The sequence below is a fragment of the Bradyrhizobium sp. BR 1433 genome (genome assembly GCF_051547665.1).
GTDB classification, from domain to species: domain Bacteria; phylum Pseudomonadota; class Alphaproteobacteria; order Rhizobiales; family Xanthobacteraceae; genus Bradyrhizobium; species Bradyrhizobium australafricanum.
This window is the reverse complement of record NZ_JBPUGG010000001.1, coordinates 8,543,569-8,567,578: the sequence shown is the minus strand read 5'-3', so window position 1 is coordinate 8,567,578 and position 24,010 is coordinate 8,543,569. Positions and strand designations below refer to the sequence as shown.

Annotated in this window: 19 protein-coding genes and 5 pseudogenes; 9 read left to right on the top strand and 15 right to left on the bottom strand. The window is 65.1% G+C overall.

The window, feature by feature from the left end:
* Positions 1–39: 39 nt before the first annotated feature.
* The 7 genes and pseudogenes from ACSKB9_RS41040 to ACSKB9_RS41010 all read right to left on the bottom strand — a co-directional run bounded on the left by ACSKB9_RS41040 (position 40) and on the right by ACSKB9_RS41010 (position 8,526).
* Positions 40–1,150, bottom strand: a pseudogene (locus ACSKB9_RS41040) (polyamine ABC transporter substrate-binding protein).
* Between the two features lie 6 nt (positions 1,151–1,156).
* Positions 1,157–2,325, bottom strand: a pseudogene (locus ACSKB9_RS41035) (aminotransferase).
* Positions 2,326–2,333: 8 nt separating this feature from the next.
* On the bottom strand, positions 2,334–2,663 hold the full coding sequence (locus ACSKB9_RS41030; protein WP_016848419.1) for a rhodanese-like domain-containing protein: 330 nt from the start codon (positions 2,661–2,663) through the stop codon (positions 2,334–2,336).
* Between the two features lie 137 nt (positions 2,664–2,800).
* Complete coding sequence (locus ACSKB9_RS41025; RefSeq protein ID WP_028334288.1) at positions 2,801–4,726, bottom strand: potassium transporter Kup; 1,926 nt, start codon at positions 4,724–4,726, stop codon at positions 2,801–2,803.
* Positions 4,727–4,881: 155 nt separating this feature from the next.
* On the bottom strand, positions 4,882–6,780 hold the full coding sequence (locus ACSKB9_RS41020; protein ID WP_438079909.1) for a potassium transporter Kup: 1,899 nt from the start codon (positions 6,778–6,780) through the stop codon (positions 4,882–4,884).
* Positions 6,781–6,892: 112 nt separating this feature from the next.
* A pseudogene (locus tag ACSKB9_RS41015) lies at positions 6,893–7,724 on the bottom strand (flagellar motor protein MotB).
* A gap of 28 nt (positions 7,725–7,752) precedes the next feature.
* On the bottom strand, positions 7,753–8,526 hold the full coding sequence (locus ACSKB9_RS41010) for a motility protein A (RefSeq protein ID WP_016848416.1): 774 nt from the start codon (positions 8,524–8,526) through the stop codon (positions 7,753–7,755).
* 374 nt (positions 8,527–8,900) lie between these two features.
* On the opposite strand from ACSKB9_RS41010, the pseudogene ACSKB9_RS41005 reads away from it, so the two are divergent.
* The 3 genes and pseudogenes from ACSKB9_RS41005 to ACSKB9_RS40995 all read left to right on the top strand — a co-directional run.
* Positions 8,901–9,164, top strand: a pseudogene (locus ACSKB9_RS41005) (alcohol dehydrogenase catalytic domain-containing protein); the annotation flags it as partial.
* A 121-nt stretch (positions 9,165–9,285) separates the two neighbouring features.
* Complete coding sequence (locus ACSKB9_RS41000; protein ID WP_438079907.1) at positions 9,286–9,882, top strand: zinc-binding dehydrogenase; 597 nt, start codon at positions 9,286–9,288, stop codon at positions 9,880–9,882.
* 293 nt (positions 9,883–10,175) lie between these two features.
* Entirely contained in the window at positions 10,176–10,364 is a 189-nt protein-coding gene (locus ACSKB9_RS40995) for a hypothetical protein (RefSeq protein WP_016848414.1), read from the top strand.
* A gap of 6 nt (positions 10,365–10,370) precedes the next feature.
* Here the strand turns inward: ACSKB9_RS40995 and ACSKB9_RS40990 are convergent, their stop codons facing one another.
* Complete coding sequence (locus tag ACSKB9_RS40990) at positions 10,371–10,682, bottom strand: hypothetical protein (protein WP_229189756.1); 312 nt, start codon at positions 10,680–10,682, stop codon at positions 10,371–10,373.
* Between the two features lie 42 nt (positions 10,683–10,724).
* Here ACSKB9_RS40990 and ACSKB9_RS40985 point away from each other — a divergent pair, with 42 nt between their 5' ends.
* The gene (locus ACSKB9_RS40985; protein WP_057019701.1) at positions 10,725–10,958 is read left to right on the top strand and encodes a hypothetical protein; all 234 of its coding nucleotides are present in this window, start codon (positions 10,725–10,727) and stop codon (positions 10,956–10,958) included.
* A gap of 20 nt (positions 10,959–10,978) precedes the next feature.
* On the opposite strand, the gene ACSKB9_RS40980 is transcribed toward ACSKB9_RS40985, so the two are convergent.
* Positions 10,979–12,250, bottom strand: a complete 1,272-nt coding sequence (locus ACSKB9_RS40980; protein WP_438079905.1) for an NAD(P)/FAD-dependent oxidoreductase — start codon at positions 12,248–12,250, stop codon at positions 10,979–10,981.
* Positions 12,251–12,292: 42 nt separating this feature from the next.
* Complete coding sequence (locus tag ACSKB9_RS40975) at positions 12,293–13,954, bottom strand: thiamine pyrophosphate-binding protein (protein WP_253587145.1); 1,662 nt, start codon at positions 13,952–13,954, stop codon at positions 12,293–12,295.
* A gap of 137 nt (positions 13,955–14,091) precedes the next feature.
* Here ACSKB9_RS40975 and ACSKB9_RS40970 point away from each other — a divergent pair, with 137 nt between their 5' ends.
* On the top strand, positions 14,092–14,520 hold the full coding sequence (locus ACSKB9_RS40970) for a hypothetical protein (protein WP_438079903.1): 429 nt from the start codon (positions 14,092–14,094) through the stop codon (positions 14,518–14,520).
* Between the two features lie 310 nt (positions 14,521–14,830).
* Complete coding sequence (locus ACSKB9_RS40965) at positions 14,831–16,321, top strand: methyl-accepting chemotaxis protein (RefSeq protein WP_438079901.1); 1,491 nt, start codon at positions 14,831–14,833, stop codon at positions 16,319–16,321.
* Between the two features lie 151 nt (positions 16,322–16,472).
* Here the strand turns inward: ACSKB9_RS40965 and ACSKB9_RS40960 are convergent, their stop codons facing one another.
* From ACSKB9_RS40960 to ACSKB9_RS40940, 5 genes and pseudogenes are all read right to left on the bottom strand, one after another.
* Positions 16,473–17,618, bottom strand: coding sequence for an acyl-CoA dehydrogenase family protein (locus ACSKB9_RS40960; RefSeq protein WP_225641438.1), 1,146 nt, complete (start codon positions 17,616–17,618; stop codon positions 16,473–16,475).
* Between the two features lie 12 nt (positions 17,619–17,630).
* Entirely contained in the window at positions 17,631–18,458 is an 828-nt protein-coding gene (locus tag ACSKB9_RS40955) for an SDR family NAD(P)-dependent oxidoreductase (protein ID WP_253609161.1), read from the bottom strand.
* 216 nt (positions 18,459–18,674) lie between these two features.
* On the bottom strand, positions 18,675–19,079 hold the full coding sequence (locus tag ACSKB9_RS40950; protein ID WP_225641440.1) for a MaoC family dehydratase: 405 nt from the start codon (positions 19,077–19,079) through the stop codon (positions 18,675–18,677).
* Positions 19,076–19,531, bottom strand: coding sequence for a MaoC family dehydratase N-terminal domain-containing protein (locus ACSKB9_RS40945; protein ID WP_028344581.1), 456 nt, complete (start codon positions 19,529–19,531; stop codon positions 19,076–19,078). Before ACSKB9_RS40945 ends, ACSKB9_RS40950 begins: the two co-directional genes overlap by 4 nt.
* A 7-nt stretch (positions 19,532–19,538) precedes the next feature.
* Positions 19,539–20,724 (bottom strand): annotated as a pseudogene (locus ACSKB9_RS40940) (lipid-transfer protein).
* A gap of 95 nt (positions 20,725–20,819) precedes the next feature.
* On the opposite strand from ACSKB9_RS40940, the gene ACSKB9_RS40935 reads away from it, so the two are divergent.
* The 3 genes from ACSKB9_RS40935 (at position 20,820) to ACSKB9_RS40925 (ending at position 23,882) form a co-directional block, all read left to right on the top strand.
* On the top strand, positions 20,820–21,614 hold the full coding sequence (locus ACSKB9_RS40935; protein ID WP_438079898.1) for a TetR/AcrR family transcriptional regulator: 795 nt from the start codon (positions 20,820–20,822) through the stop codon (positions 21,612–21,614).
* Positions 21,544–23,100 (top strand): long-chain-fatty-acid--CoA ligase, encoded by a 1,557-nt coding sequence (locus ACSKB9_RS40930; RefSeq protein ID WP_438079896.1) that lies wholly within the window; start codon positions 21,544–21,546, stop codon positions 23,098–23,100. Before ACSKB9_RS40935 ends, ACSKB9_RS40930 begins: the two co-directional genes overlap by 71 nt.
* Positions 23,101–23,294: 194 nt before the next feature.
* Complete coding sequence (locus tag ACSKB9_RS40925; protein WP_438079894.1) at positions 23,295–23,882, top strand: DUF2889 domain-containing protein; 588 nt, start codon at positions 23,295–23,297, stop codon at positions 23,880–23,882.
* Positions 23,883–24,010 lie beyond the last annotated feature (128 nt).

Genomic DNA, 24,010 nt, shown 5'->3' with positions numbered 1-24,010 from the left:
GCGTTCGCGCGATCCGTTGGCTCGCAATGACGGATAGACCTACTTCCCGGTCTTCACCCGCGTCCACAGGCGATTGATGATCCGCTGCGTCGCCGGATCGCGCGCGGTGATCACGAACAGCTTCTTCTGCATCGCTTCGTCGGGATAGATATTCTTGTCGTTGAAGATCTTCGGATCGATCAGCTTCTGGCTCGCCAGATTGCCGTTGGCGTAGGACAGGAAGTTCGAGTTCTTCGCCGCAATCTCGGGACGGTAGAGGTAGTTGATTAGCTCGTAGGCCTCAGCGACGTTCTTCGCATCCGCGGGGATCGCGAGATTGTCGAAGAACATCTGCGCACCCTCCTTCGGGATCGTGTAACCGATCTCGACGCCGGTGTTGGCTTCCGCCGCCCGGCTGCGCGCCTGCACTGATGTCGCCCGACCATCCGACCACGAAGCAGATTTCGCCCGAGGCCAGCGCGCTGAGATATTCGGACGAGTGGAATTTGCGCACATAGGGCCGGATCTTGATGACGAGATCGGCGGCCTTCTCGAGGTCGGCCTGCTTGGTCGAATTCGGATCGAGGCCGAGATAGCTCAGCGCCGCCGGCAGGATGTTGTCGGCGGAATCCAGCATGTGGATGCCGCAATCCTTGAATTTGGCGAGGCTCTCCGGCTTGAACACCATGTCCCAGCTGTCGATCTTCGCGTCGGGACCGAGAATCTTCTCCGCGATCTTGACATTGTAGCCGATGCCGGTGGTGCCCCACATGTAGTTGGCGCCGTAGCTATTGCCGGGATCGTAGGTGGCAAGTTGGCTCGTCACCACGGGCCATGCATTGGCGAGGTTTGGCAGTTTCGACTTGTCGAGCTTGAGGAACACCTTCGCGGTGATCTGGCGCTGCAGGAAGTAGCCGGTCGGCACCACGACGTCATAGCCCGACTTGCCCGCGAGCAGCCGCGTCTCCAGCGTCTCGTTGGCGTCGAACGTATCGTAGACCACCCTGATGCCGGTTTCCTTGGTGAAGTCCTCGAGGACTCCCGGCGCCATGTAGTTCGACCAGTTGTAGAAGTTGACCGTGCGCTCCTCGGCGTCGGCGGACGCCGAGAGCAGCAGGACCGTCGCGACCGCGCCGACGAAGCTGACGAGACGACGGTTCTGCTCTCGCATTCTGGCCTACCTCTTGCGGCGGTGGACAGCGTCCGACAACCGCTCCAGCGCGGCGTCGAGTGTCGAGTTTTCTTGGCGAAGCAAAAACGCACGACCGACGTCACCGCATCCTGCTCGTAGAACGCGGAGACCGGGATCGCCGCGACCTTGTAGTCCTGCACGATCCGCCAGCAGAACTCCGCGTCGGTCTCGTTGAGCCCGAGCGGCGACAAGTCCACGGTGAGGAAGTAGGTCCCCTGCGACTTCAGCACCGGAAAGCCGATGCTCTCCAACCCCTTGGTCAGGCGGTCGCGGCTCCGCGCCATGTCCTTGCGCATGTCGAGGAAATAGTCGTCGGGCTTGCCGAGGCCATATGCCACCGCCGCCTGCAGATTGGGCGCCGTCGTGAAGGTGAGGAACTGGTGCACCTTCGCAGCGACGCGCAGCAGCGGCGGCGCGGCGCAGACGAAGCCGATCTTCCATCCGGTCAGCGAGAAGATCTTGCCGGCGCTGCCGACCTTGATGGTGCGGTCGCGCATGCCCGGGATCGTGATCAGCGGGATGTGCTCGCGGCCGTCGAACACCACGTGTTCCCAGACCTCGTCGCAGATCGCGACCGCGTCGAATTCCTGGCAGAACCGCGCCAGCAGTTCGAGGTCCTCGCGCGGATAGACCACCGCCGCCGGATTGAGCGGATTGTTGAACAGCACCGCCTTGGTCTTGTGGTTGAAGACGCTGCGCAGCATCTCCTCGCTCAGCCGCCACTCCGGCGGTTCGAGCCGCAGCAGCCGCGGAATGCCGCCGGCCTGGCGGATGATCGGCAGATAGGAATCATAGACCGGCTGGAAGCACACCACCTCGTCACCGGGCTCGACCACGGAGAGGATCGAGGCGGTCAGCGCCTCGGTGCCGCCGGAGGTGACCATCACCTCGGTCATCGGATCGAGCTTGAGTCCGTGCCAGTGGCCGTAATGCGATGCGATCGCCTGACGGAGTTCCGGGATGCCCATCATCGACGGATATTGATTGTAGCCGTTGATCGAGGCGTCCGCGGCGGCGCGGCGGATGTCCTCCGGACCGGGATCGTCGGGAAAGCCCTGGCCGAGATTGATGGCGTTGTTGTCGCGCGCGGCCTGCGACATCGCCTCGAAGATGGTGACAGGAAGGTCCGCGAAGACCTTGTTCATGGAGGTCATATCAGGGATCAGCCGCCGGTCTTGGTCGGCAGTCCCGCCGCCTTCCAGCCGATGATGCCGCCCGCCAGGTGCTTGTCATAGGGCAGGCCCGCGGCCTGGGCGGCCAGCGAAGCCGTCACCGAGCGCTTGCCGGAGCGGCAGGCGAACACCACCTGCTTGCCCTGCGGATCGGGAATCGCCGCCGGATCGAACGTCGACAGCGGCACTACGACGCCATCGGGATAGGCCTCGACGGCGACCTCGTTGGGCTCGCGGACGTCGACCAGCAGATAGCGGCCTTCCGCTATGCCCTTCGACACCTCGTCCGGAAACAAATCTTCCACCTTGTGGTCCGCCACGGAAATATCCTCCCGACATGATCTTTGGCGAGCGTCGCGCCGCTCGCCGTTCCGGGCCGCAAAGTCGCCTCTTGCGCGGAGAAAATCAAGCGTCCGAAACGAGTTAGATGCCACGCGGAAAAGCTGGATCGTGGCTCCTAGATCGTGACCTGCGTGCCGACCTCGACCACCCGCCCGGTCGGGATTTGGAAATAGTCGGTGGCATCGTTCGAGGAGCGGCTCAGCGCGATGAACAGATGGTCCTGCCAACTCGGCATGCCCGAATGCGCCGCCGGCTTCAGCGCACGGCGGGAGAGGAAGAACGAGGTCGACATGATGTCGAACTGCCAGCCAAGCTTGCGGGCGATCGCCAGCGTCTTCGGCACGTTCGGCTGTTCCATGAAGCCGAACTTCAGCGTCACCTTGGAGAAGGTCTCGCTCAGCTGCTCCATCCGCACCCGCTCGGACGGATCGATCCGCGGCGTCGGCGCGGTCTCGATGGTCAAGATGACGTTCTTCTCGTGCAGCACCTTGTAGTGCTTGAGGCTGTGCATCAGCGCGGTCGGCGCGCTGACGGGATCGCTGGTCAGGAACACCGCGGTGCCGGAGACCCGCTGCGGCGGCCGCTTCTCCAGCATCGCGACGAGATCGGCGAGCGGGAATTCCAGCTTGCGCGACTTCTCGAACAACAGCCGGCTGCCGCGCCGCCATGTGTACATCACCACGATCATGGCGCCGCCAAGCGCGAGCGGCACCCAGCCGCCCTCGAACACCTTGAGCAGGTTGGCGGCCAGGAAGGTGATGTCCAGGAACAGGAACGGCGCGACCAGCGCGGCGGCCGCGATCGGCGACCAGCGCCAGACCTTCCAGATCACGACAAAACCCATCATCGCCGTCACCACCATGGTGCCGGTCACCGAGATGCCGTAAGCCGACGCCAGTGCGCTCGACGAGCGGAACATCAGCACCAGCACGATGACCGCGATGAACAGGAAACGGTTGATGCGCGGCATGTAGATCTGCCCGGAATGCGCCTCCGAGGTGTGGCGGATCTCGAACCGCGGCAACAGGCCGAGCTGGATCGCCTGCCGCGTCAGCGAATACGCGCCGGTGATGACGGCCTGGCTCGCGATCACGGTCGCCATGGTCGCCAGCGCAACCATCGGGATCAAGGCCCAGTCCGGGAACATGAGGAAGAACGGGTTCTCGATGCCCTTGGGATTGCCGATCAGGAGCGCGCCCTGCCCCAGATAGTTCAGCGCCAGCGACGGCAGCACGATGAACAGCCACGCGGTCTGGATCGGGCGTTTGCCGAAATGGCCGAGGTCGGCATAGAGCGCCTCGGCGCCAGTCACCGCGAGGAAGACCGCACCGAGCGTGATGAAGCCGATCACGCCGTGATGCAGCATGAACGACACCGCGAGAATCGGATTGAGCGCGTATAGCACTTCGGGATGCCGCACGATCTGCGGCAGCGCCGCGACCGCGATCAGGGCGAACCACACGCACATCACCGGGCCGAAGAAGGCCGCGACGCGCGCGGTGCCGCGCGACTGCACCGCGAACAGGACGACAAGGATCACCACCGTGAGCGGCACGACATAGGGATCGAATGTCGAGGTGACGAGCTTGATGCCCTCGATTGCCGACAGCACCGAGAGCGCCGGCGTGATGACGGCGTCGCCATAGAACAGCGCGCCGCTGATGATGCCGAGCAGCACGATCGCGGCGCCGCCCTTGGTCGCCGCGCGCTGCGCCAGCGCCATCAGCGCCAGTGTGCCGCCCTCGCCATTGTTGTCCGCGCGCAGCAGGATCACGACGTATTTCAGCGTGACGACGACGATCAAAGCCCAGAGGATCAGCGAGAGCACGCCGAGCACCGCATGCGCCGTCACCGCGCCCTCGCCGCCGGCGGCGGCAACGACGGCCTCGCGCAAGGCGTAAAGCGGGCTGGTGCCGATGTCGCCATAGACGACACCGATGCTGCCGAGCATCAGGGCCTTGAAGGTGGCGGTTGAATGCGCCTCACCATTGCCGTTTGCCGCCGGCGTTTCCGCCGCGGTGATCGCACTCTCGGATGACATGGGGAAGCTGTGCCTCTGTCTTCTGCCGCACCGCACAATGCCGGGTCGCAGCGCTATACTCCCGGCAGGAATGCATAGGTTAGCCCGGATTCAGGCCTCCGCCATGCACATCACGCATGGGTCACGGCCGATCAATGTCAGAATCGTGCGCCCGGTCAGATAGTTACCTGGGTACCCACTTCAACCACCCGGCCGGTCGGGATCTGGAAATAGTCGGTGGCATCATTGGCGGACCGGCTCATCGCGATGAATAGGTGGTCCTGCCATTGCGGCATGCCGGACTGGGCCGACGGCTTCAGCGAGCGGCGTGACACGAAGAACGAGGTCGACATGATGTCGAACTGCCAGCCGAGCTTGCGCGCGACCGCCAGCGCCTTGGGCACGTTCGGCGATTCCATGTAGCCGAAGCGCAGCCGCACCGCGGTGAACTTGTCGCTCACCTTCTCCATGTTGACCCGCTCGGATAGATCGACGCGCGGCGTCGGTGCGGTCTCGATGGTCAGGATCACGTTGTGCTCGTGCAGCACCTTGTTGTGCTTGAGGTTGTGCAGCAGCGCGGTCGGCACGAAGCTCGGGTCGCTGGTCAGGAATACCGCGGTGCCCTTGACGATATGCGGCGGCCGCTTCTCCAGACTGTGGATCAGGTCGCGCAGCGGCACCTCGATGCGCCGGGTCTTGGCGACCAGGATGGCGGCGCCGCGGCGCCAAGTCCAGATCATCGTCGCCATGACCACGCCGAACAGCAGCGGCACCCACGCGCCCTCGAACAGCTTCAGGAGATTGGCGCTGAAGAAGGTCATGTCGACGATCACGAACGGCAGGATCAATGCCGCCGCCGACGCCATGCGCCAGTTCCACAGCTTCCAGATCACGATGAAGCCCATGATGCCGTCGGCGACCATGGTGGTAGAGACGGCGATGCCGTAGGCCGACGCCAGCCCGCTCGAGGTGCGGAACAGCAGCACCAGCAGCAGCACGCCGATCAGCAGCAGCCGGTTGACGCGCGGCAGATAGATCTGACCGGCATGGGTCTCCGAGGTGTAGCGGACCTCGAAGCGCGGCAAGAGCCCAAGTTGCACCGCCTGGCTGATCAGCGAATAGGCGCCGGTGATCACCGCTTGGCTCGCGATCACCGTCGCGGCGGTGGCGAGCCCGACCAGGGGCAGCAGCAGCACGTCGGGCACCATGCGGTAGAACGAGTTCTCGATCGCGCTGGGATCGGACAGCACCAGCGCGCCCTGCCCGAAATAGTTCAGCAGCAGCGAGGGCAGCACGAAGAACAACCAGCCGGACTGGATCGGCTTGCGGCCGAAATGCCCGAGATCGGCATACAGCGCCTCGCCGCCGGTCACCGCGAGGAACACCGCGCCCAGCGTCACCAGACCGATGGTGCCGTGGGTCAGCATGAACTGGAGCGCGTAATAGGGATTGATCGCCGCCAGCACCGACGGGTCGTCCATGATGCGAACGAGCCCCATCACCGCCAGCGAGGCGAACCACACCACCATCACCGGACCGAAGGCGGAAGCGACGCGCGCGGTGCCAGAACTCTGCACAGAGAACAGCACGACCAGGATCAGGATCGTCAGCGGCACCACATAGTGCTCGAGATGCGGGGTGGCGAGCTTGAGGCCTTCGACCGCCGACAGCACCGAGATCGCCGGCGTGATCATGGAATCGCCGATGAACATCGAGGCGCCGACCACGCCGAGCGCGAGCAGCGGCCAGCTGCGCCGACCGATCGCGCGCTGGCCGAGCGCCATCAGCGAGAGCGTGCCGCCCTCGCCATTGTTGTCGGCACGCAGCAGCAACAGCACGTATTTCGCGGTGACGACGGTGAACAGCGCCCACAGGATCAGGCTGAGCACGCCCAGCACCATGATGCGGGTGACCGGCTGGCCGTGCGCGGCGCCGCCGACCGCCTCGCGGAATGCGTAGAGCGGCGAAGTTCCGATATCGCCGAACACCACCCCGATGCTGCCGAGTGTCAGGGCCCAGAAGCTGGAGGTGGGTTGCCCTTCCTGAGCTTCGGTAGATGAGACGCTGACAGCCATGGCGAGGTTGGAACGCCCGATCGGTTGATTTGATCCGCGCGGCTATCGACGCTTCCGCTTCGCGTGTCAACCGCGCACCAGTGGTAGTTGACGGTAGTATGGTAACCCGGAGCTACGGCTTCAGATCCGGCGGCAGCGGCGGATTTTCCCGCATCAACGTGATGGTCACGCGACGGTTGGCCGGCAGCGTCGGATCGTCGGGAAACAGCGGCTGGCCGTCGGCCTTGCCGGAAACCGCGAAAATATGCGACGGCGGCAGCCCTTCCCGCTCCAGGATCTGCCGCACCGCGTTGGCGCGGTCCGCGGACAGGTCGAAGCCGTCATAATCACTGCGCGCCGGCACGAAGCCTGCGGCTGTATGCCCCACGATCGCAACCCGCAGCGGCGTCGCCTTCAGCGGCGCGGCCAGCTTCTGGATCAGCCGGCGGGTGCGGTCGTACGGCTCCCTGGAACCGTCCGCGAACATCGAGCGGCCGTCCTGGTCGACGATCTCGAGGTTGAGCCCCTCCTTGGTCTCCTCGAACATGATGTTCTTGGAGATCTCGGTCAGCTCCGGCATGTCCTGCAGCGCCTGGCGGAGCGAGGCCGAGGCGAGCGCGAATTCGCGGTCGATCTTCAGCCGCGCGCCGTTGATCTGGCTGCGCTCCTTCTCGTCCGGCGTCGGATTGGCCGAGGAGTCCTCCGGCGAGATGTGCTCGACGTTCTTCAGCTTCGGCCGGGTCGGCAGGCCGTTCGGATTCGACGATGCCGGAATAGCGCACATTGGTCTGCACGCCGAAGGCATCGCGCATCGAGCCGGCGACGATCTTCAGCTTGTTGTTGTCCATGGTGGAGAACGCGACGAGCATCACGAAGAAGCTCATCATCAGGCCCATCAGGTCGGCGAAGGTCACGAACCAGCCGTGACCTCCGGTATGGGCGTCGCCGCGCTTTTTCTTGGCCATCGCTGCGTTTCCCGAAAGCGCGGTCCGGTCAGGCCGGAACCGGCTCGCCTTCCTCCTGGCGATGCTTCTCCGGCAGATAGGCCAGCAGCATCTCGCGCACCAGCGCCGGGCTCTTGGAGTCGCGGATCATCAGGATGCCGTCGATGATCAGCGTGCGGTTGGTCTCCTCGTCGAGCAGCTTGCCGTGCAGCTTGTCGGCGATCGGCAGGCAGAACAAATTGGCGACCAGCGCGCCGTACAGCGTCGCGAGCAGCGCGGTCGCCATGAACGGGCCGAGCTTGGAGGGGTCGGTCATGTTGGCGAACATCTGCACCATGCCGATCAGCGTGCCGATCATGCCGAACGCCGGCGCGCAGTCGCCGATCGCGCGATAGATCTTGCTGCCCTCGTCGAGGTGCATCAGGAAGTTGTCGCGGTCGCGCTCCATGTTGTCGCGGATGAATTCGAGGTCGTAACCGTCGGCGACGTAACGGATGCCCTTGGCGAGGAACGGCTCGTCGGTCTCGACCTTTTCCAGGCCGACCGGCCCCTGCTTGCGGGCGATCTCGGCGATGCGGGCGAGCTCGTCGACGAGGTCGCGGGCCGACAGCCGGCTCATCGTGAAGGCGAATTTGGCGCCGAGCGGCAGCCCATGCAGCATCACGCCCAGCGGGAAGCGGATCATCGTCGCCGCGATCGAGCCGCCGAAGATGATGATCATGGCGTGTTCGGAGATGAACATGTGCAGGTCGCCGCCCATGAACATCATCACCGCGATGACGATGATGCCAGCCAACAGCCCGGCGCCAGTCATGATATCCATAGGAGACTCCAACGCGTACGCAACCTGCCCGTCCTGGACGGCGCGCAGCCCAAGGCGGGCCGCGTGGAAAACCCTAACGTTAACGCCATTAAGGACGCGTTACCGAATTTGGTAGGGATAACAACGGGTAAACGCCGGTCTTTTCGCGATGTCGTTGAAGATGCTGGCTTTCCGCATGCGAGCCTGCCGTCGCATGCGCAAATCCCCTCCCCGTAGAATAACGGACATGGGATAGGTTTGCCGGAAGCGTTTTCGCGCGAACCGGCTACCGGTCCGCGTGAAGAAAACGCGTTAGCACAAGAATCCGGGGCTCCGTTCCGATTCAATCGGAACGGAAAAGGCCATCGAGGAAACCAACCAATGAGCAGGACAGGATGAAGGCGGTCGTCGTCGAGCAATACGCACCCATCGATCAGATCGGGCTGAGGGAGATCGCCACCCCCGAACCCGGCCCCGGACAGATCCGAGTCCAGGTCCACGCCGCGAGCATCGGCTTCGTCGATGGGCTGAAGGTCGAGGGCCGCTATCAGACCAAGGATGCCCTGCCCTTCACGCCGGGCGCGGAATTCGCCGGCGTGGTCGATGCGGTCGCAGGCGACGTCGCCGGCATCGCGCCGGGCATGCGGGTGATGGGCGCGGCGCGCTCGGGCGCGCTGGCCGAGCACATCGTGGTGCCGCCCGACGCCGTCGAGATCATGCCCGACGGACTGTCGATGGAGGCCGCCGCGGCCTTTCGCACCAATTACCTCACCGCGCTCTATGGCGCTCGGCGAGCGCGGCTCGCTCAAGGCCGGCGAGCAGTTGCTGGTGCTCGGCGCCGCCGGCGGCACCGGCATCGCCGCCATTCAAGTCGGCAAGCTGCTCGGCGCGCGCGTCGTCGCCGCGGCCTCGACGGAGGAGAAGCGCAACTTCGCCGCAAGCTTCGGTGCCGACGCTGTCGTCGACTACACGAAGCCCGACTGGCGCGACGCGCTGAAGGACGCGACCGGCGGCCACGGCGCCGACGTGATCTTCGATCCGGTCGGCGGCGAGGTCTCGCTGCAGGCGTTCCGCTCGATCGCCTGGAACGGCCGCCATGTCGTGGTCGGCTTCGCGGCCGGCAGCATTCCCGCATTGCCGTTCAATCTGCCGCTCCTGAAAGGCGGCCTCCTGATCGGCGTCGATGCCGCCCAGATCGCGCGGCGCGAGCCCGACGCGCAGGCGCGCGTGATGACGCAATTGTCGGCATGGCTGAACGATGGCCGACTGACGCCTGTTGTCGGTAAGGTGTTCGCATTCGACGATTTTCGCGCGGCCTTCACCACCATGCAGACCCGCGCGGCGCTCGGCAAGATGGTGGTGCGGATCGGGTCGTGAGAGAGGCAGCGCTATCGCCTCATCCTCGCTGCGTCCCTGCGAAAGCAGGGACCCATACGCCGCGGCGGACGTCGTGAACAGGGCTCGTCATTCCAGCGAAGCACACCAATCAGCGCTTGTGGTTATGGGTCCCTGCTTTCGCAGGGACGACACTGAATGTCGCAAGCCAAGCTTGCCTTGAGGGTCAGAAAAATACGCGACCCTCGCCAAGGTTCGCGAAAATTATCACAGGTTATTGTTACGCGGTTCTGTGCCGCCTTAGCGTTGCGGAGTACGGCATTCGGGGACGAAAAATGCAGGACATGCTGACGCATCTCGAAAAGCTTCGCCGCGACGCGGCGGAATGTGCGTTGATCCGAGACCTGGCGACTGACATGCGCAAGCGCGAGTTGTTCAGCAAGCTCGCCGAACATCTCACGGCCCTTGCCGCCGAGGTGGAGGAAACCATCAACGCAGCCCGCAAGGAGGACCAAGTCATCTAGCGAGGCCTACGTCGAGCGTTCGAAAGTATCGACACTTGTCGTGACGGCTCGCCACCAGTTCACGGGCTTCAGGGCCGCCGCTTCGCCCTCGCGGACCGCGACCAGCGCCTCGTCCGACATGGCAATTTGCCGGATGGAACCAACGTCGCAACGGCGCATTGTCATTTCACCCATCGGTTGGCAGGTAATATGCCGCCAGTATCGGTAGACGTGCCGATGCTGTAGCATTGCTGGTTCGCCGAGGAGCCTATTCGCCGCAATGTGTTGTATTTCAGGATTCTTTGTCTTGGCACTTTTTGCACATCGAGCATCGAGCATCACGTCGCGATCGCGCGGGCGGATTACCACCAAAGAGGCGCGATGAAGACCGACAAGGCCATCTGGTACGTCTCGTTCGCCATGCGAAATCCTGACGCCGGACATCACCGCTTCGCGCGCCAGACCCGTACCTTCACGACCGAGCAGGACGCCAAGGCGTTTGCGCGCACGCTGCTCGTTCAGACGCAGGACGTCAGCGCCGGAACGATCAATCCGCACGCACCGCGACGCGTGATCGCACCGGCCGCGATCACGGCCTGGGCCGGCGACAGCTGAGGCTTCGCCGCCGTTGCTTCCTACAGGAAGCGCGAGGGCGCAAACGGGGCGAGCGGAATCTCCGGCGCCTTGCCGCTCAGGAGTTGCGCGACCAGCCGGCCGGTCCGGGCCGATCCGACCAGGCCGACATGGCCGTGGCCGAAGGCGTAGACCACATCGCGCGTGGCACGGGCATAACCGATGCAGGGGCGCCCGTCCGGCATGCTCGGCCGATGGCCGAACCAGGTCTTGATCCGCGATGGCGGAATATCCGTCGGCAGCTTCGGGAACATACTGAAGAGGTGCTCGCGCAGGATTTCGGCGCGCTTCCAGTTCGGCGCGGCGTCAAGCCCCGCGATCTCCACCGTGCCGGCGGCGCGCAGGCCCTTGTCGGTCCAGTTGACGACCATCTTGGCATCGGAGGCCATCATCGAATTGCGCGGGCCGGATTCCGGATTTTCGATCATGACGTGATAGCCGCGCTCGGTCTCCAGCGGCAGCGGATCGCCGATCGAGGCGGTCAATTGCCTGGAGCGCGCGCCCGCGGCGACGACGGCGGCGTCGCAGGCGATCTCGCCGCTCTCGGTGATCACAGCGACAAGCCTGTCACCGGCAAGCCTGAGGCCCGTTGCCTTGGCGGCGACGCGTTCGGCGCCGTTCGCGACGGCGTGCGCGGCAAGCGCCGCGACATAGGCGCCGGGATCGCGGCAGCGGCCCGCCTCCTCCACCACGACGCCGAATTTGTAGCGCGGATGCAGATCGGGCTCGCGCTGGCGCATCTCGTCTTCATCGAGTTCCAGCCATTCGATGCCGACGCGCTTGCGGATACGCCAGCCGAGATCGCGGTCGAACGGCGCGCGTGAGGGAAACACATGCATCACCCCGCGCCGCTCGATCAATTCGCCCACGCCGGCTTCCTCGGCGAGCTGCCGGTGCAGCAGCGGTGCATCCTTCAGGAGATCGCGCATCGCCCGCGCGGTGGCCTCGACCTGCGCCTCGGTCCGGCTCGACAGCAGATACTTGACCAGCCACGGCAAGGCCTTCGGCAGATACGACCAGCGGATCGCCAGCGGCCCGAGCGGATCCATCAGATAGCCCGGCACCTTCTTCCAGGTGCCCGGCTCGGCCGGCGGGATCACCGAATGCGACGACAGCCAACCGGCATTGCCGTAGCTCGCCGCCTGGGTGCCGCCGGGCTCGCCCGGATCGATCAAGGTTACGCTGTGGCCCGCACGCAGCGCCTCGATGGCGCTGATGACGCCGACCGCGCCGGCCCCGATGATCGCGACGTGACGGGACTTTTGTCTGGGCATGATCTCCTCGGAAAACCGCTTCGCACTTTTCCGGATCATGCCCTAGCGCGTGGCCTGCGGCGCAAAATCCTTGCCGACCGACAGCGCACGCTGATCGACCAGGCAGTGCAGGATCGCGGGCTTGCCGGAGGCCAGCGCGCGCTCGAACGCGGGCGCGAAGTCTTCGGTGCGCTCGACCCGCTCGCCATGGCCGCCGAACGCCTTGGCGTAAAGCGCGAAGTCCGGGTTCTTGAGCTGGGTGCCGACGACGCGGCCCGGATAGTCGCGCTCCTGATGCATGCGGATGGTGCCGTATTGCGCGTTGTCGATGACGACGACGATCAGCGGCGCGTCATACTGCACGGCGGTGGCGAACTCCTGCCCGTTCATCAGGAAGCAGCCGTCGCCGGCGAACGCCACGACGACCCGGTCCGGATGATGCCGCTTGGCCATCACAGCCGCCGGCACGCCGTAGCCCATCGAGCCCGAGGTCGGCGCGAGCTGCGCGGCGAAAGCGTGGAAGCGATGGTGGCGGTGAATCCAGCCGGCATAATTGCCGGCGCCGTTGCAGACGATGGCATCCTTCGGCAGGCGATCGCGCAGCCAGGTCACGACCTCGCCATACTGGAAGCTGCCCGGCAGCTCGCGCGGCTTGTCGGTCCAGGCGAGGTAATCCGCGTGCGCCTTGGCCGCCTCGCCCTTCCAGGCCGGCACTGCCGCCGGCATCATGGTCTCGACCGCGGCGGCAAAGGCCGCAGGCGTCGCCTGGATCGCCAGCGCCGGCTGGTAGACACGGCCGAGCTCCTCGGCGCCGGGATGGACATGGATCAGTTTCTGGCTCGGCACCGGAATGTCGAGCAGCGTGTAGGACGAGGACGGCATTTCCGACATGCGGCCGCCGATCAGGAGGATGACGTCGGCGCCGGTGATGCGATCCCTGAGCTTCGGACTCGGGCCGATGCCAAGATCGCCGGCATAATGCGAGTGGTCGGCGTCGAACAGCGAGGCGCGGCGGAACGAGGTGGCAACCGGCAGGTCGAAGCGCTCGGCGAAGCGCGCGATGCCCTTGGCGGCCTCCGCGGTCCAGGCCGAGCCACCGAGCACCACGATCGGCGCCTTGGCGCCGGCGAGCATGCTGCCGAGGCGCTCGAGATCGGCCGGCGCAGGCCAGGTCGCCGCAGGCTCGACCTTCGGCGCGTCGGCGACCGCGGCGGTTTCAGTCAGCATGTTCTCCGGCAGCGAGATCACCACCGGACCGGGCCGGCCCTGCAGCGCGACGCGGAAGGCGCGCGCGACGAGTTCCGGAATGCGATCCGGACGATCGATCTCGACCGCCCATTTCGCCATCGTGCCGAACACCGCCTTGTAGTCGAGTTCCTGGAATGCCTCGCGCTCGCGCATGCCGGTGTCGACCTGGCCGACGAACAGGATCATCGGGGTGGAGTCCTGCATCGCGATGTGCACGCCATGGGCGGCATTGGTCGAGCCCGGACCGCGGGTGACAAAGCAGATGCCCGGACGTCCCGTCAGCTTGCCATAGGCCTCCGCCATCATCGCGGCCCCGCCCTCGGCGCGGCAGATCACGACGTCGATCGGGCTGTCGTGCAAGGCGTCGAGCGCCGCCAGATAGCTCTCGCCCGGCACGCAGGTGACGCGCTCCACCCCTTGCGCGACCAGCTGGTCGATCAGGATCTGGCCTCCGGTGCGGGCATTGCTTTTGGTCATGAGGGCTCCCTGCAAGTACTGGCGCGCGTTTGGGCTTCGCGCGGATCGTGGTCCCACGGGGTATGATAGACGGAAATGGGGTGCAAGGCCGAAGCTGCGTCTCGCGGGCGCAGCGGCGTCAAGCCATGCGGTAGGCAATGGGCAACGCAGTTTCGTCATCGATTTCCGCAGAGCGGACGATCGCCGGCAGGATTGAAGCCGCCGGCCAGCAAGCAACGCGGGTCACCGTCGGCCGGCTCTCGTTGCGCTCGCGCGGGACCGATGTCACGACGCCGGTCTGTGACCCCGATCGGGTCTCGCGCGGCATGATCAACTTGGGCGAGCTTCTTTCACGAACACCCGCATCGACGATGCGGCAGCCCTGTCATCACGAGGCGCCGACCGACGCCACAGAGCGCAGGCGAAAGAATGATCGCACGCCACATCGCCAAGACCGACAGCGCGTGGCCGCCGACACGATTGAAATCAGGAGCACTCCGCTGCGCGATGGGTGGCACAATCTGCATGAGCCACCACGTTATGTGCACGCTAACAATCATTATGAGCGCACGCGTCTGCTTCCGTAAGATTACGGTGCAGCGATCGGCCGCTTCGCATCTTCGTCGCAGGATCACGCGGATTTCACGACAAATCGCGGTGTTGCACGACATTTTCGGCTGCGCTCATCGCGAGCATCGCGCGTTCGACCTTGCGCGAGCGCACGCGGCGCATTGCACGCCCTTCTTGGTGGAACTCGAATCGCCTACCGTTCCATGCAGTCAGAAATTGTAAATAGTGTAGCGCACCTGCGTGGGGCCGGCGGTGGAAGGCATTCCGCTGCCGATCAGGTGCACCGTTTCAATTCACCAAGATCATTATCAAGGCTGGAGGCAATGCATGTTGGGAATGAAGAGCGTCGCAAGCGTGATCGGCGCGGACAGTTCGTACCGGCTGTTCGACGACATGCCGATCAGTGTCATGCTCTGCGAGCTGGACAATTTCAGAATCACCTACATCAACGAGTCGACGCGGCATAACCTGAAGAAGATCGAGCATGTGCTGCCGGTGAAGGTCGACGCGTTGATCGGGCAATCGATCGATATCTTTCACAAGAACCCGCAGCATCAGCGCCGGCTGCTGTCCGACCCGAAGAACCTGCCGCACAAGGCGCGCATCACCATCGGCGGCGAGACGCTCGATCTCACCGTGACGGCGATGACCAATTCGCGCGGCCGCTACACTGGCCCGATGCTGACCTGGGAGCTGGCGACCGAGAAGGCGCGGCTTGAAACGCAGACCGAACGGCTGTTGCAGATGCTCGACAACATGCCGATCAACATCATGATGTGCGACACCGATTTCAACATCACCTACATCAACCAGACCAGCCTCAAGACGCTCGACACCGTGAAGCATCTGCTTCCCGTGGCGCCGGACAAGATCCTCGGCAACTCGTTCGACATCTTCCACAAGAACCCGGCGCACCAGCGCCGCATCGTCGGCGATCCCAAGAACCTGCCGCATGCGGCCAAGATCAAGCTCGGTCCGGAAACGCTCGACCTGCGGGTCTCCAGGCTGACCGACAAGCGCGGCAACTACACCGGTGCGATGCTGAGCTGGTCGGTCGTGACAGGCAATGTGAAGCTAGCCGACGATTTCGAGAAGGACGTGAAGGGGCTTGCGGGGATGCTGGCGTCGGCCTCGACGCAAATGCAGGGCACGGCGCGATCGCTGACGACGACCGCCGAATTCGTCAATCAGCGCTCGGCGAGCGCGGCGTCCGCGTCCGAGGAACTGTCGTCCTCGGTCAACGAGATCAGCCGCCAGGTTGCCGAGGCGAGCCGCATTGCCCGCATGGCGGTCGACGAAGCCGAGAAGTCCGACAAGCTGGTCGCGGGTCTCGTGACCATGGCGCAGAAGATCGGCGACGTCGTCGCCCTGATCAGCCAGATCGCCGGCCAGACCAACCTGCTTGCGCTCAACGCAACCATCGAATCCGCGCGGGCCGGTGAGGCCGGACGCGGCTTCGCCGTCGTCGCCTCCGAGGTGAAGGCGCTGGCCAACCAGACCGCCAAGGCCACGGAAGACATTTCGGCGCAGATCAACGAGATGCAGGCCGCGACCGGCAACACCGCCACGGCGCTGAAGGCGATCTCGCAGGTCATCGTCCAGATCAGCGAGATCTCGACCGTGATCGCCAGCGCGGTCGAGGAACAGGCCGCGGCCACCAAGGAGGTCACCGCAAACATCAACGGCACGACCAAGGCGATCGACGATGCCAGCAAGGCCGCCGAGAACGTGCTGGCGGCCTCCGGAGAGCTCGCCAGCAACGCCTCAGAGCTGGAAGTTCAGGTCGACAAGTTCCTCAAGAACGTACGGGCGATGTAGCGGCGCACGGCCGAAGGAGATGAGCGCGCACTCACCCCTCCGCGTCATTGGGGCGATGCGCGAGCATCGAACCCGGAATCTCGAGCCGCAACTTCGAGATTCCGGGTTCACGCTTCGCGTGCCCCGGAATGGCGGCCAAAGACGCGCCCGCCTACAGCGAACGCGCGATCAGGAGCTTCATGATTTCGTTGGTGCCGCCATAGATCTTCTGGATGCGGGAATCGATGAACATGCGCGAGATCGGATATTCCTGCATGTAGCCGTAGCCGCCATGCAGCTGCAGGCATTCGTCGGCGGTCTCGACCTGCTTCTGCGAGCACCACCATTTCGCCATCGACGCCGTCACGGTGTCGAGGTCGCCGGCGACCAGGCGCTCGACGCACCAGTCGACGAACACGCGGGCGATCATCGCCTCAGTCTTGCGCTCGGCGAGCTTGAAGGCGGTGTTCTGGAATTCGAGCAGCGGCTTGCCGAACGCGGTGCGCTCCTTGGTGTACTCGGCGGTGATCCTGACCGCGCGCTCCATCGAGGCCACCGCGCCGATCGCGAGCGACAGCCGCTCCTGCGGCAATTGCTGCATCAGCTGCACGAATCCGTTGCCCTCCTCGGCTCCGAGCAGGTTCTCCGGCGGCACCGTGACGTTGTCGAAGAACAGCTCCGACGTGTCTGATGCGTGCAGCCCGATCTTGTCGAGGTTGCGCCCGCGGCGGTAGCCCTCGGCGCCCGCGGTCTCAACCACGATCAGCGAGATGCCCTTGGCGCCCGGAGCACCGGTCCGCGCGACCACGATGACGAGATCGGCGGCCTGGCCGTTGGTGATAAAAGTCTTCTGGCCGTTGATGACGTAGGAATTGCCATGCTTCTTCGCCGTGGTCTTGACGGCCTGCAGATCGGAGCCGGTGCCCGGCTCGGTCATCGCGATGGCACCGACCATCTCGCCCGACGCCATCTTCGGCAGCCAGCGTTTCTTCTGCTCCTCCGAGCCATAGTTGACGATGTAGTGCGCGACGATCGCGCTGTGCACGGAGACGCCGGTGGTCAGCTCCGGCACCGTGCTCTCGAGGTCATCGAGCACCGCGGCGTCATAGGCGAAGCTGGCCCCTAAGCCGCCATAGGCCTCGGGCACGCTCGGCAGCAACGCGCCCATCTCGCCGAGCGCGCGCCACGCCGAGCGATCGACCAGCTTCTGCTCGCGCCATTTTTCGGCGTGCGGCGCCAGATCCTTGGCGAGGAATTTGCGGAACTGGTCTCGGAAAGTGTCCAGCTCCTCGGTCATCCAGGACGATCGGTAGTGCATTCTGCCCTCGTGTTAAATCAGAAGACCGCCGCCGGCGACGATCACCTGACCACTGATGTAATTCGATTCCGGAGCGCAGAACAGATAGACCGCATCGGCCGCCTCCTCCGGCGTGCCGCCGCGGCCGAGCGGGATCATGCGGCCCATCGCCTCCAGCATCTGCGGCTGGACGCCGACCTTGATGTCGCGGCCGGCGACGTCGATGGTTTTCTGCTGGGTCTCGATCGGCTGGGTCAGGCGGGTGTTGATCAGGCCGAACGCCACGCAATTGACGTTGACCTTGTAGCGGCCCCACTCCTTGCACATCGTGCGCGTCAGCCCGATCAGCGAGGCTTTGGCGGACGAATAGCTCGCCTGCCCGGCATTGCCGTAGAGGCCCGCGATCGAGGAGATGTTGACGACCTTGCGGAATACCTCGCGGCCCGCCTCGGCCTCCCTCTTCGCCATCACCCGGATCGGCTCCGACGCCGCGCGCATGATGCGGAACGGGGCGACCAGATGGACGTCCAGCATCGCCTGGAACTGCTCGTCGGTCATCTTCTGGATCGTCGAGTCCCAGGTGTAGCCGGCATTGTTGACGATGATGTCGAGACCGCCGAACTGCTCGATCGCGGCGCCGACGAAGCGATCGGCAAAGCCGGCTTCGGTCACGCTGCCATTGACCGCGATCGCCTCGCCGCCCATGGCCTTGATCTCCGCGACGACCGCATCGCCCGGCTCGGCATCGAGGTCGTTGACCACGACGCGCGCGCCCTCGTTCGCGAGCTTCAGCGCAATCGCGCGCCCGATGCCGCGGCCGGAGCCTGAGACGAGCGCGACTTTGCCTTGCAGCTTTGACATTCAAACCTCCCTTAAACAACGTGATCTTTGCGGTATGCCCGCCTCACCTCGCCCCGCTTGCGGGAGAGGTCGGAACGCATCGTCAGATGCGTTCCGGGTGAGGGGGTACAGGTCTCACCACCTCCAGAGTGCGCGGAAGCAGCCCCTCACCCCAACCCTCTCCCCGCAAGAGCGGGGCGAGGGAGCGCACAATCCTTCGTGGCGAGACCTTTCGCGCTACAGCGCGATAACCGCCTCGCCGGCGAGCTTGATCTCGCCGTTCTGATCCCTGGTGGTCAGCGCGAGTTTTGCGCGCCTCTCACCGCCCTGCTCGACCAGCTCGGTCACCGTGCCCTCGCAGGTCAGCTTCGCGCCGAGCTGGGTGATCGCCGCAAAGCGGGTCGAGAACGAGCGGATGCGCGACGGCGCCACCGCGTCGGTCAGCGCCTGGCCGAGATAGCCCATCACCAGCATGCCGTGCGCGAACACGTCGGGGAAGCCGGCCGCCTTCGCGAAATCGATGTCGACATGGATCGGATTGTGATCGCCGGAGGCGCCGCAATACAGCGCGAGGCGATGGCGGGTGATCGGTGGAAACTCCTTGTGGACGATGCGGTCGCCGACAGAGGGAGAGCTGCTCATGACGGTCTCGCATTGCGTACCACGACGGTGCGCGAGACATCGGCGACATGGACACCGTTCTGGTTGGTGACCGGGGTGTCGACCACGATCAGCGTCATCGCCCCGCCCTTCTTGTCGGTCACGCCAGTGACGCGCGGGCGGAAGGTCAGGGTGTCGCCGACCACGACGGGCGCATGATAGTCGAAGCGCTGCTCGCCGTGCAGCACGCGCGCCAGATCGATGTCGAGCGCCGTGAGGAACTCGAACGGGTCCGGCGCATCCATCATCTCGAGGCAGAACAGATAGGTCGGCGGCACCGGCGCCGCCGTGAAGCCGGCCGCCTGCGCGGCCGTCTCGTCGCGATAGACGGCATTCGTCTCACCGAGCGTATCGAGGAAGAAGCGCAGCCGCCCCGGCTCGACGCGCGCGGTCACGGGCGTAAATGTACGCCCGACAGCGGATTGATCGACCATGAGTACCTCAAGCGCGTTCGTAGAGCGTCACGACGCAGGCGCCGCCGAGGCCGAGATTGTGTTGCAAGCCGACCCGCGCGCCCTCCACCTGCGTCGCCGCAGCGGTGCCGCGCAACTGCCGCGTCAGCTCATAGCACTGCGCAAGCCCGGTGGCGCCGAGCGGATGACCCTTCGACAGCAGCCCGCCGGACGGGTTGGTGACGATCCTGCCGCCATAGGAGTTGTCGCCGTCGTCGATGAATTTCGCGGCCTCGCCCTCGCCGCACAGGCCGAGCCCCTCATAGGTGATCAGCTCGTTGTGCGCGAAGCAGTCGTGCAGCTCGACGACGTCGAGATCATCAGGCCCGATGCCGGCGGCCTCATAGACCTTGCGCGCGGCATCCCGCGCCATGTCGTAGCCGACCACCTGCATCATGTCTGACGCACCGAAGGTCGAGGGCGTGTCGGTCGTCATCGCCTGCGCCGCGATGCGGACCTGCTTGTTGAGGCCGTGCCGGTCGGCGAATTTCTCCGAGACCAGGATCGCGGCGGCGCCGCCGCAGGTCGGCGGGCACGCCATCAGCCGCGTCATCACGCCAGGCCAGATCACCTGGTCGTTCATCACGTCGTCGGCGGTGACCTCTTTGCGGAACAGCGCCAGCGGATTGTTCTTGGCATGACGGCTCGCCTTGGCGCGCACTTTTGCAAAGGCGGAGAGCGGCGTGCCGTATTTCTTCATGTGGCTGAGGCCGGCGCCGCCGAAATAGCGCAGCGCCAGCGGCACGCCGGGCGCGTCGACCAGCTTGTCGGCCGCGGCGTCGAAATCGTCGAACGCACTGGGACGGTCGGTGAACACGGCCCCGAGCGCGCCGGGCTTCATCTGCTCGAAGCCGAGCGCCATCACGCAATCGGCCGCGCCCGAACTCGATCGCCTGCCGCGCCAGGAACAGCGCGGTCGAGCCGGTCGAGCAGTTGTTGTTGACGTTGACGATCGGGATGCCGGTCATGCCGACCGGATAGAGCGCGCGCTGCCCGCAGGTGGAGTTGCCATAGACGTAGCCGACATAGGCCTGCTGCACGCGGCCGTAGTCGAGCCCGGCGTCGGCGAGCGCCAGCTTCGCCGCTTCGGCGCCCATCACGTGATACGGCGCATTGGCGCCGGGCTTGACGAACGGGATCATGCCGACCCCGGCAATATAGGTGCGTGACGTCATCGCGTGTCCTCCCGGAAATTACCCACTGGACTATTTGTTACCCATGGGTAATATACGGGCGATCTTCCGGAGTCAATGCGACAACAGCCGACGCGATGGACGCCCACTCCCCCTCTTCCAGCAACGAGTTGCCATGGCTGCCATTCGAAAGCCGGCGCCGCGCCCGCGACGAGAAGCGCGAGGCGGTGCTGCGCACGGCCGTAGCCCTGTTCCTTGAACAGGGCTATCACCGTGCCACGCTGAACGACGTCGCCAAGCGGCTCAACATCACCAAGCCGGCGCTCTACAACTACTTCCGCGGCAAGGACGAGATCCTGTTCGAGTGCTGGTCGATCGGCAATGAGCTGGTCGACGAATGCATTGCCGAGACGTCGGCGGGCGGCGGCTCGGGGCTCGACAAGCTGCGCAAGCTCACCGTCCGCTATGCCGAGCTGATGACCGCGGACTACGGCAAGAGCCTGGTCCGCTTCGACATCCGCGATCTCAGCGAGGACAACCGCAAGATCGTGCAGACTGCCAAGCGGCGGATCGACCGCGCCTTCCGCGACTATATCGCACAGGGCGTCGAAGACGGTTCGGTGAAACCGTGCGACCCGAAGCTCGCGGCTTTCGCGATCGCCGGCTCGCTGAACTGGATCGGCCACTGGTTCCAGCCGGGCGGCGAGCTGAGCGGACGTGCCGTCGCTGAGGAATTCGCGATCCGCCTCACCGAAGGCATCGCCAAGACAACAACGCAAATGACATCAACGCGCAAGACAACGGCGCACGAGAAGGCGGACAAACCGCCTCGCAAGGGAAACGCATCAAGGGAGGAGACGAGTGAACATCACGCACGGACTGCGGCGCGCGCTGCAGGTCAATCCAAACGGGCTCGCGGTCGTCTGCGGTGAGCGGCGGCGCAACTGGCGCGAGGTCGGCGAACGCGTCGCCCGCCTCGCCGCCGCGATCCGCGGCCTCGGCGCCCAGGACGGCGACCGCGTCGCGATCCTGTCGCTGAACTCCGACCGCTATCTCGGGCTCTACCTCGCCGTCGGCTGGGCCGGCGCCGTGATCGTGCCGCTCAACATCCGCTGGTCTCCGATCGAGAACGAGGACGCGCTGCGCGACTGCCGCGCAACGATCCTGTTCGTCGACAGGGCGTTCGCGCCGGTCGGCACGGCGCTGGCAGGCGCCGTCCCCGGCCTGCGGCTGGTCTATGCCGACGAGGGCGACACGCCTGCCGGCATGGAGAATTACGAGACGCTCATCGCGCGCAGCGCGCCTGTTCCGGATGCGATGCGCAGCCGCGACGACCTTGCCGGCATCTTCTACACCGGCGGCACCACCGGCCGCTCCAAGGGCGTGATGCTGAGCCACGGCAATCTGATGGCCAACGCGCTCAACGCGCTCGGCGAAGGCCTATGGCCGAGCAGCACGATCTATCTGCATGCGGCGCCGATGTTCCACCTCGCCAATGGCGCGGCGATGTATTCGGTGCTGCTGTCCGGAGGATCCAACGTCGTAATCCAGGGCTTTACGCCTGACGGCGTCGCGGCCGCCGTGCAGAAGGAGCGCATCACCGACGTGCTGCTGGTGCCGACCATGATCCAGATGTTCGTCGATCACCCGACGCTCGGCAATTACGACCTGTCGTCCTTGAAGCGGATCTCCTACGGTGCCTCTGTGATCAGCGACGCCGTGCTGATGCGCGCCATGAAGGCGCTGCCGCATGTCGAGTTCACGCAAGCCTACGGCATGACCGAGCTGTCGCCGATCGCGACCCTGCTGCACTGGAAGGAGCATATCGGCGACGGCCGCGCCAAGGGCCGGCACCGCGGCGCCGGCCGGGCGACGCTTGGCGCCGAGGTCAAGATCGTCGATGCGGAGGACAAGGTCGTACCGACGGGCACCGTCGGCGAGATCGCGGTGCGTGGCGACATGGTGATGATGGGCTATTGGGAGCGTCCGGAGGAGACCGCGCGCGCCGTGATCAACGGCTGGATGCACACCGGCGACGGCGGCTACATGGACGAGGACGGCTTCATCTACGTCGTCGACCGCGTCAAGGACATGATCATCTCCGGCGGCGAGAACGTCTATTCGGCCGAGGTCGAGAACGCGCTCGCCCAGCACGCGGCGGTGGCGCAATGCGCCGTGATCGGGATCCCGAGCGAACGCTGGGGCGAGCAGGTTCACGCCGTCGTGGTGATGAAGAGCGGCGCCAGCGCCACGCCGGAAGAGCTGATGGAGCACTGCAAGGTGCTGATCGCCGGCTACAAATGCCCGCGCAGCGTCGACATCACCTCGACGCCGCTGCCGCTCTCCGGCGCCGGCAAGATCTTAAAGCGCGAGCTCAGAAAGCCGTATTGGGAGAACCGCGAACGGCGGGTGAGCTGAGGGACAGCTCTCAACGTCACCCCCATCATTCCGGGGCGATGCGAAGCATCGAACCCGGAATCTCGAGATTCCGGGTCTGGCGCTAACGCGCCATCCCGGAATGACGATGTCTCATGACGCCATTCGACCGCGAGCGTTGACATCGGAGCACATGGCCGATTGGATCGGTTCGAGATTCAATCCAGCGAGTTCCGATGTCCGCACCCGATACCAATACCGACGGCAAGCCCCGCCGCCTGATGCACCGCCGCTCCGTCGAATGTCTCGGCTATCTCCGTGATGACGGATTGTGGGAAGTCGAGGCGCAGCTGGTCGACACCAAACCCTATGCCCGACAGGACAAGCATCGCGGGCTGCAGCAGCCCGACGATCCCGTGCACGACATCCGCCTGCGGCTCGCGGTCGACGACAGTTTTACGATCCGCGAGACCGGCACCACGATGGCCTCAACGCCCTACCCGTCCTGCCTCGACGTCGAGGGCATCTTGCAGCGCCTGGTCGGCGAACGCATCGGCAAGGGCTGGCGCGAACTGGTCCGTCGCAAGATTGGCAAGCTCGAAACCTGCACCCATCTCGCCGAGCTGCTGGGTCCGGCGGTGACGACGCTGTTCCAGACCGCAACCTCCGGCAAGGACCCGCAGGGCCGCGGCGCGCTCGATCACCAGCGCGATGTCACCGAGCCGCCATTCTTCGTCGGCGGCTGCTATTCATGGCGGCTGGATGGGCCTGTCGTGGCCGAGACCTTTCCGCAGTTCGCGCAGAAGCCTGTCGAGGCGAAGTGAGGCTTGTAGGGTGAGTTAACCAACGGTCTGCGCAAGGCGCGGCCCGATGATAAACTCAGCGTAACCCACCATCTTGTGTGCGGCAAAAGCGGTGGGTTACGCCTTGCAGCATCGCTTGTCGAACGACG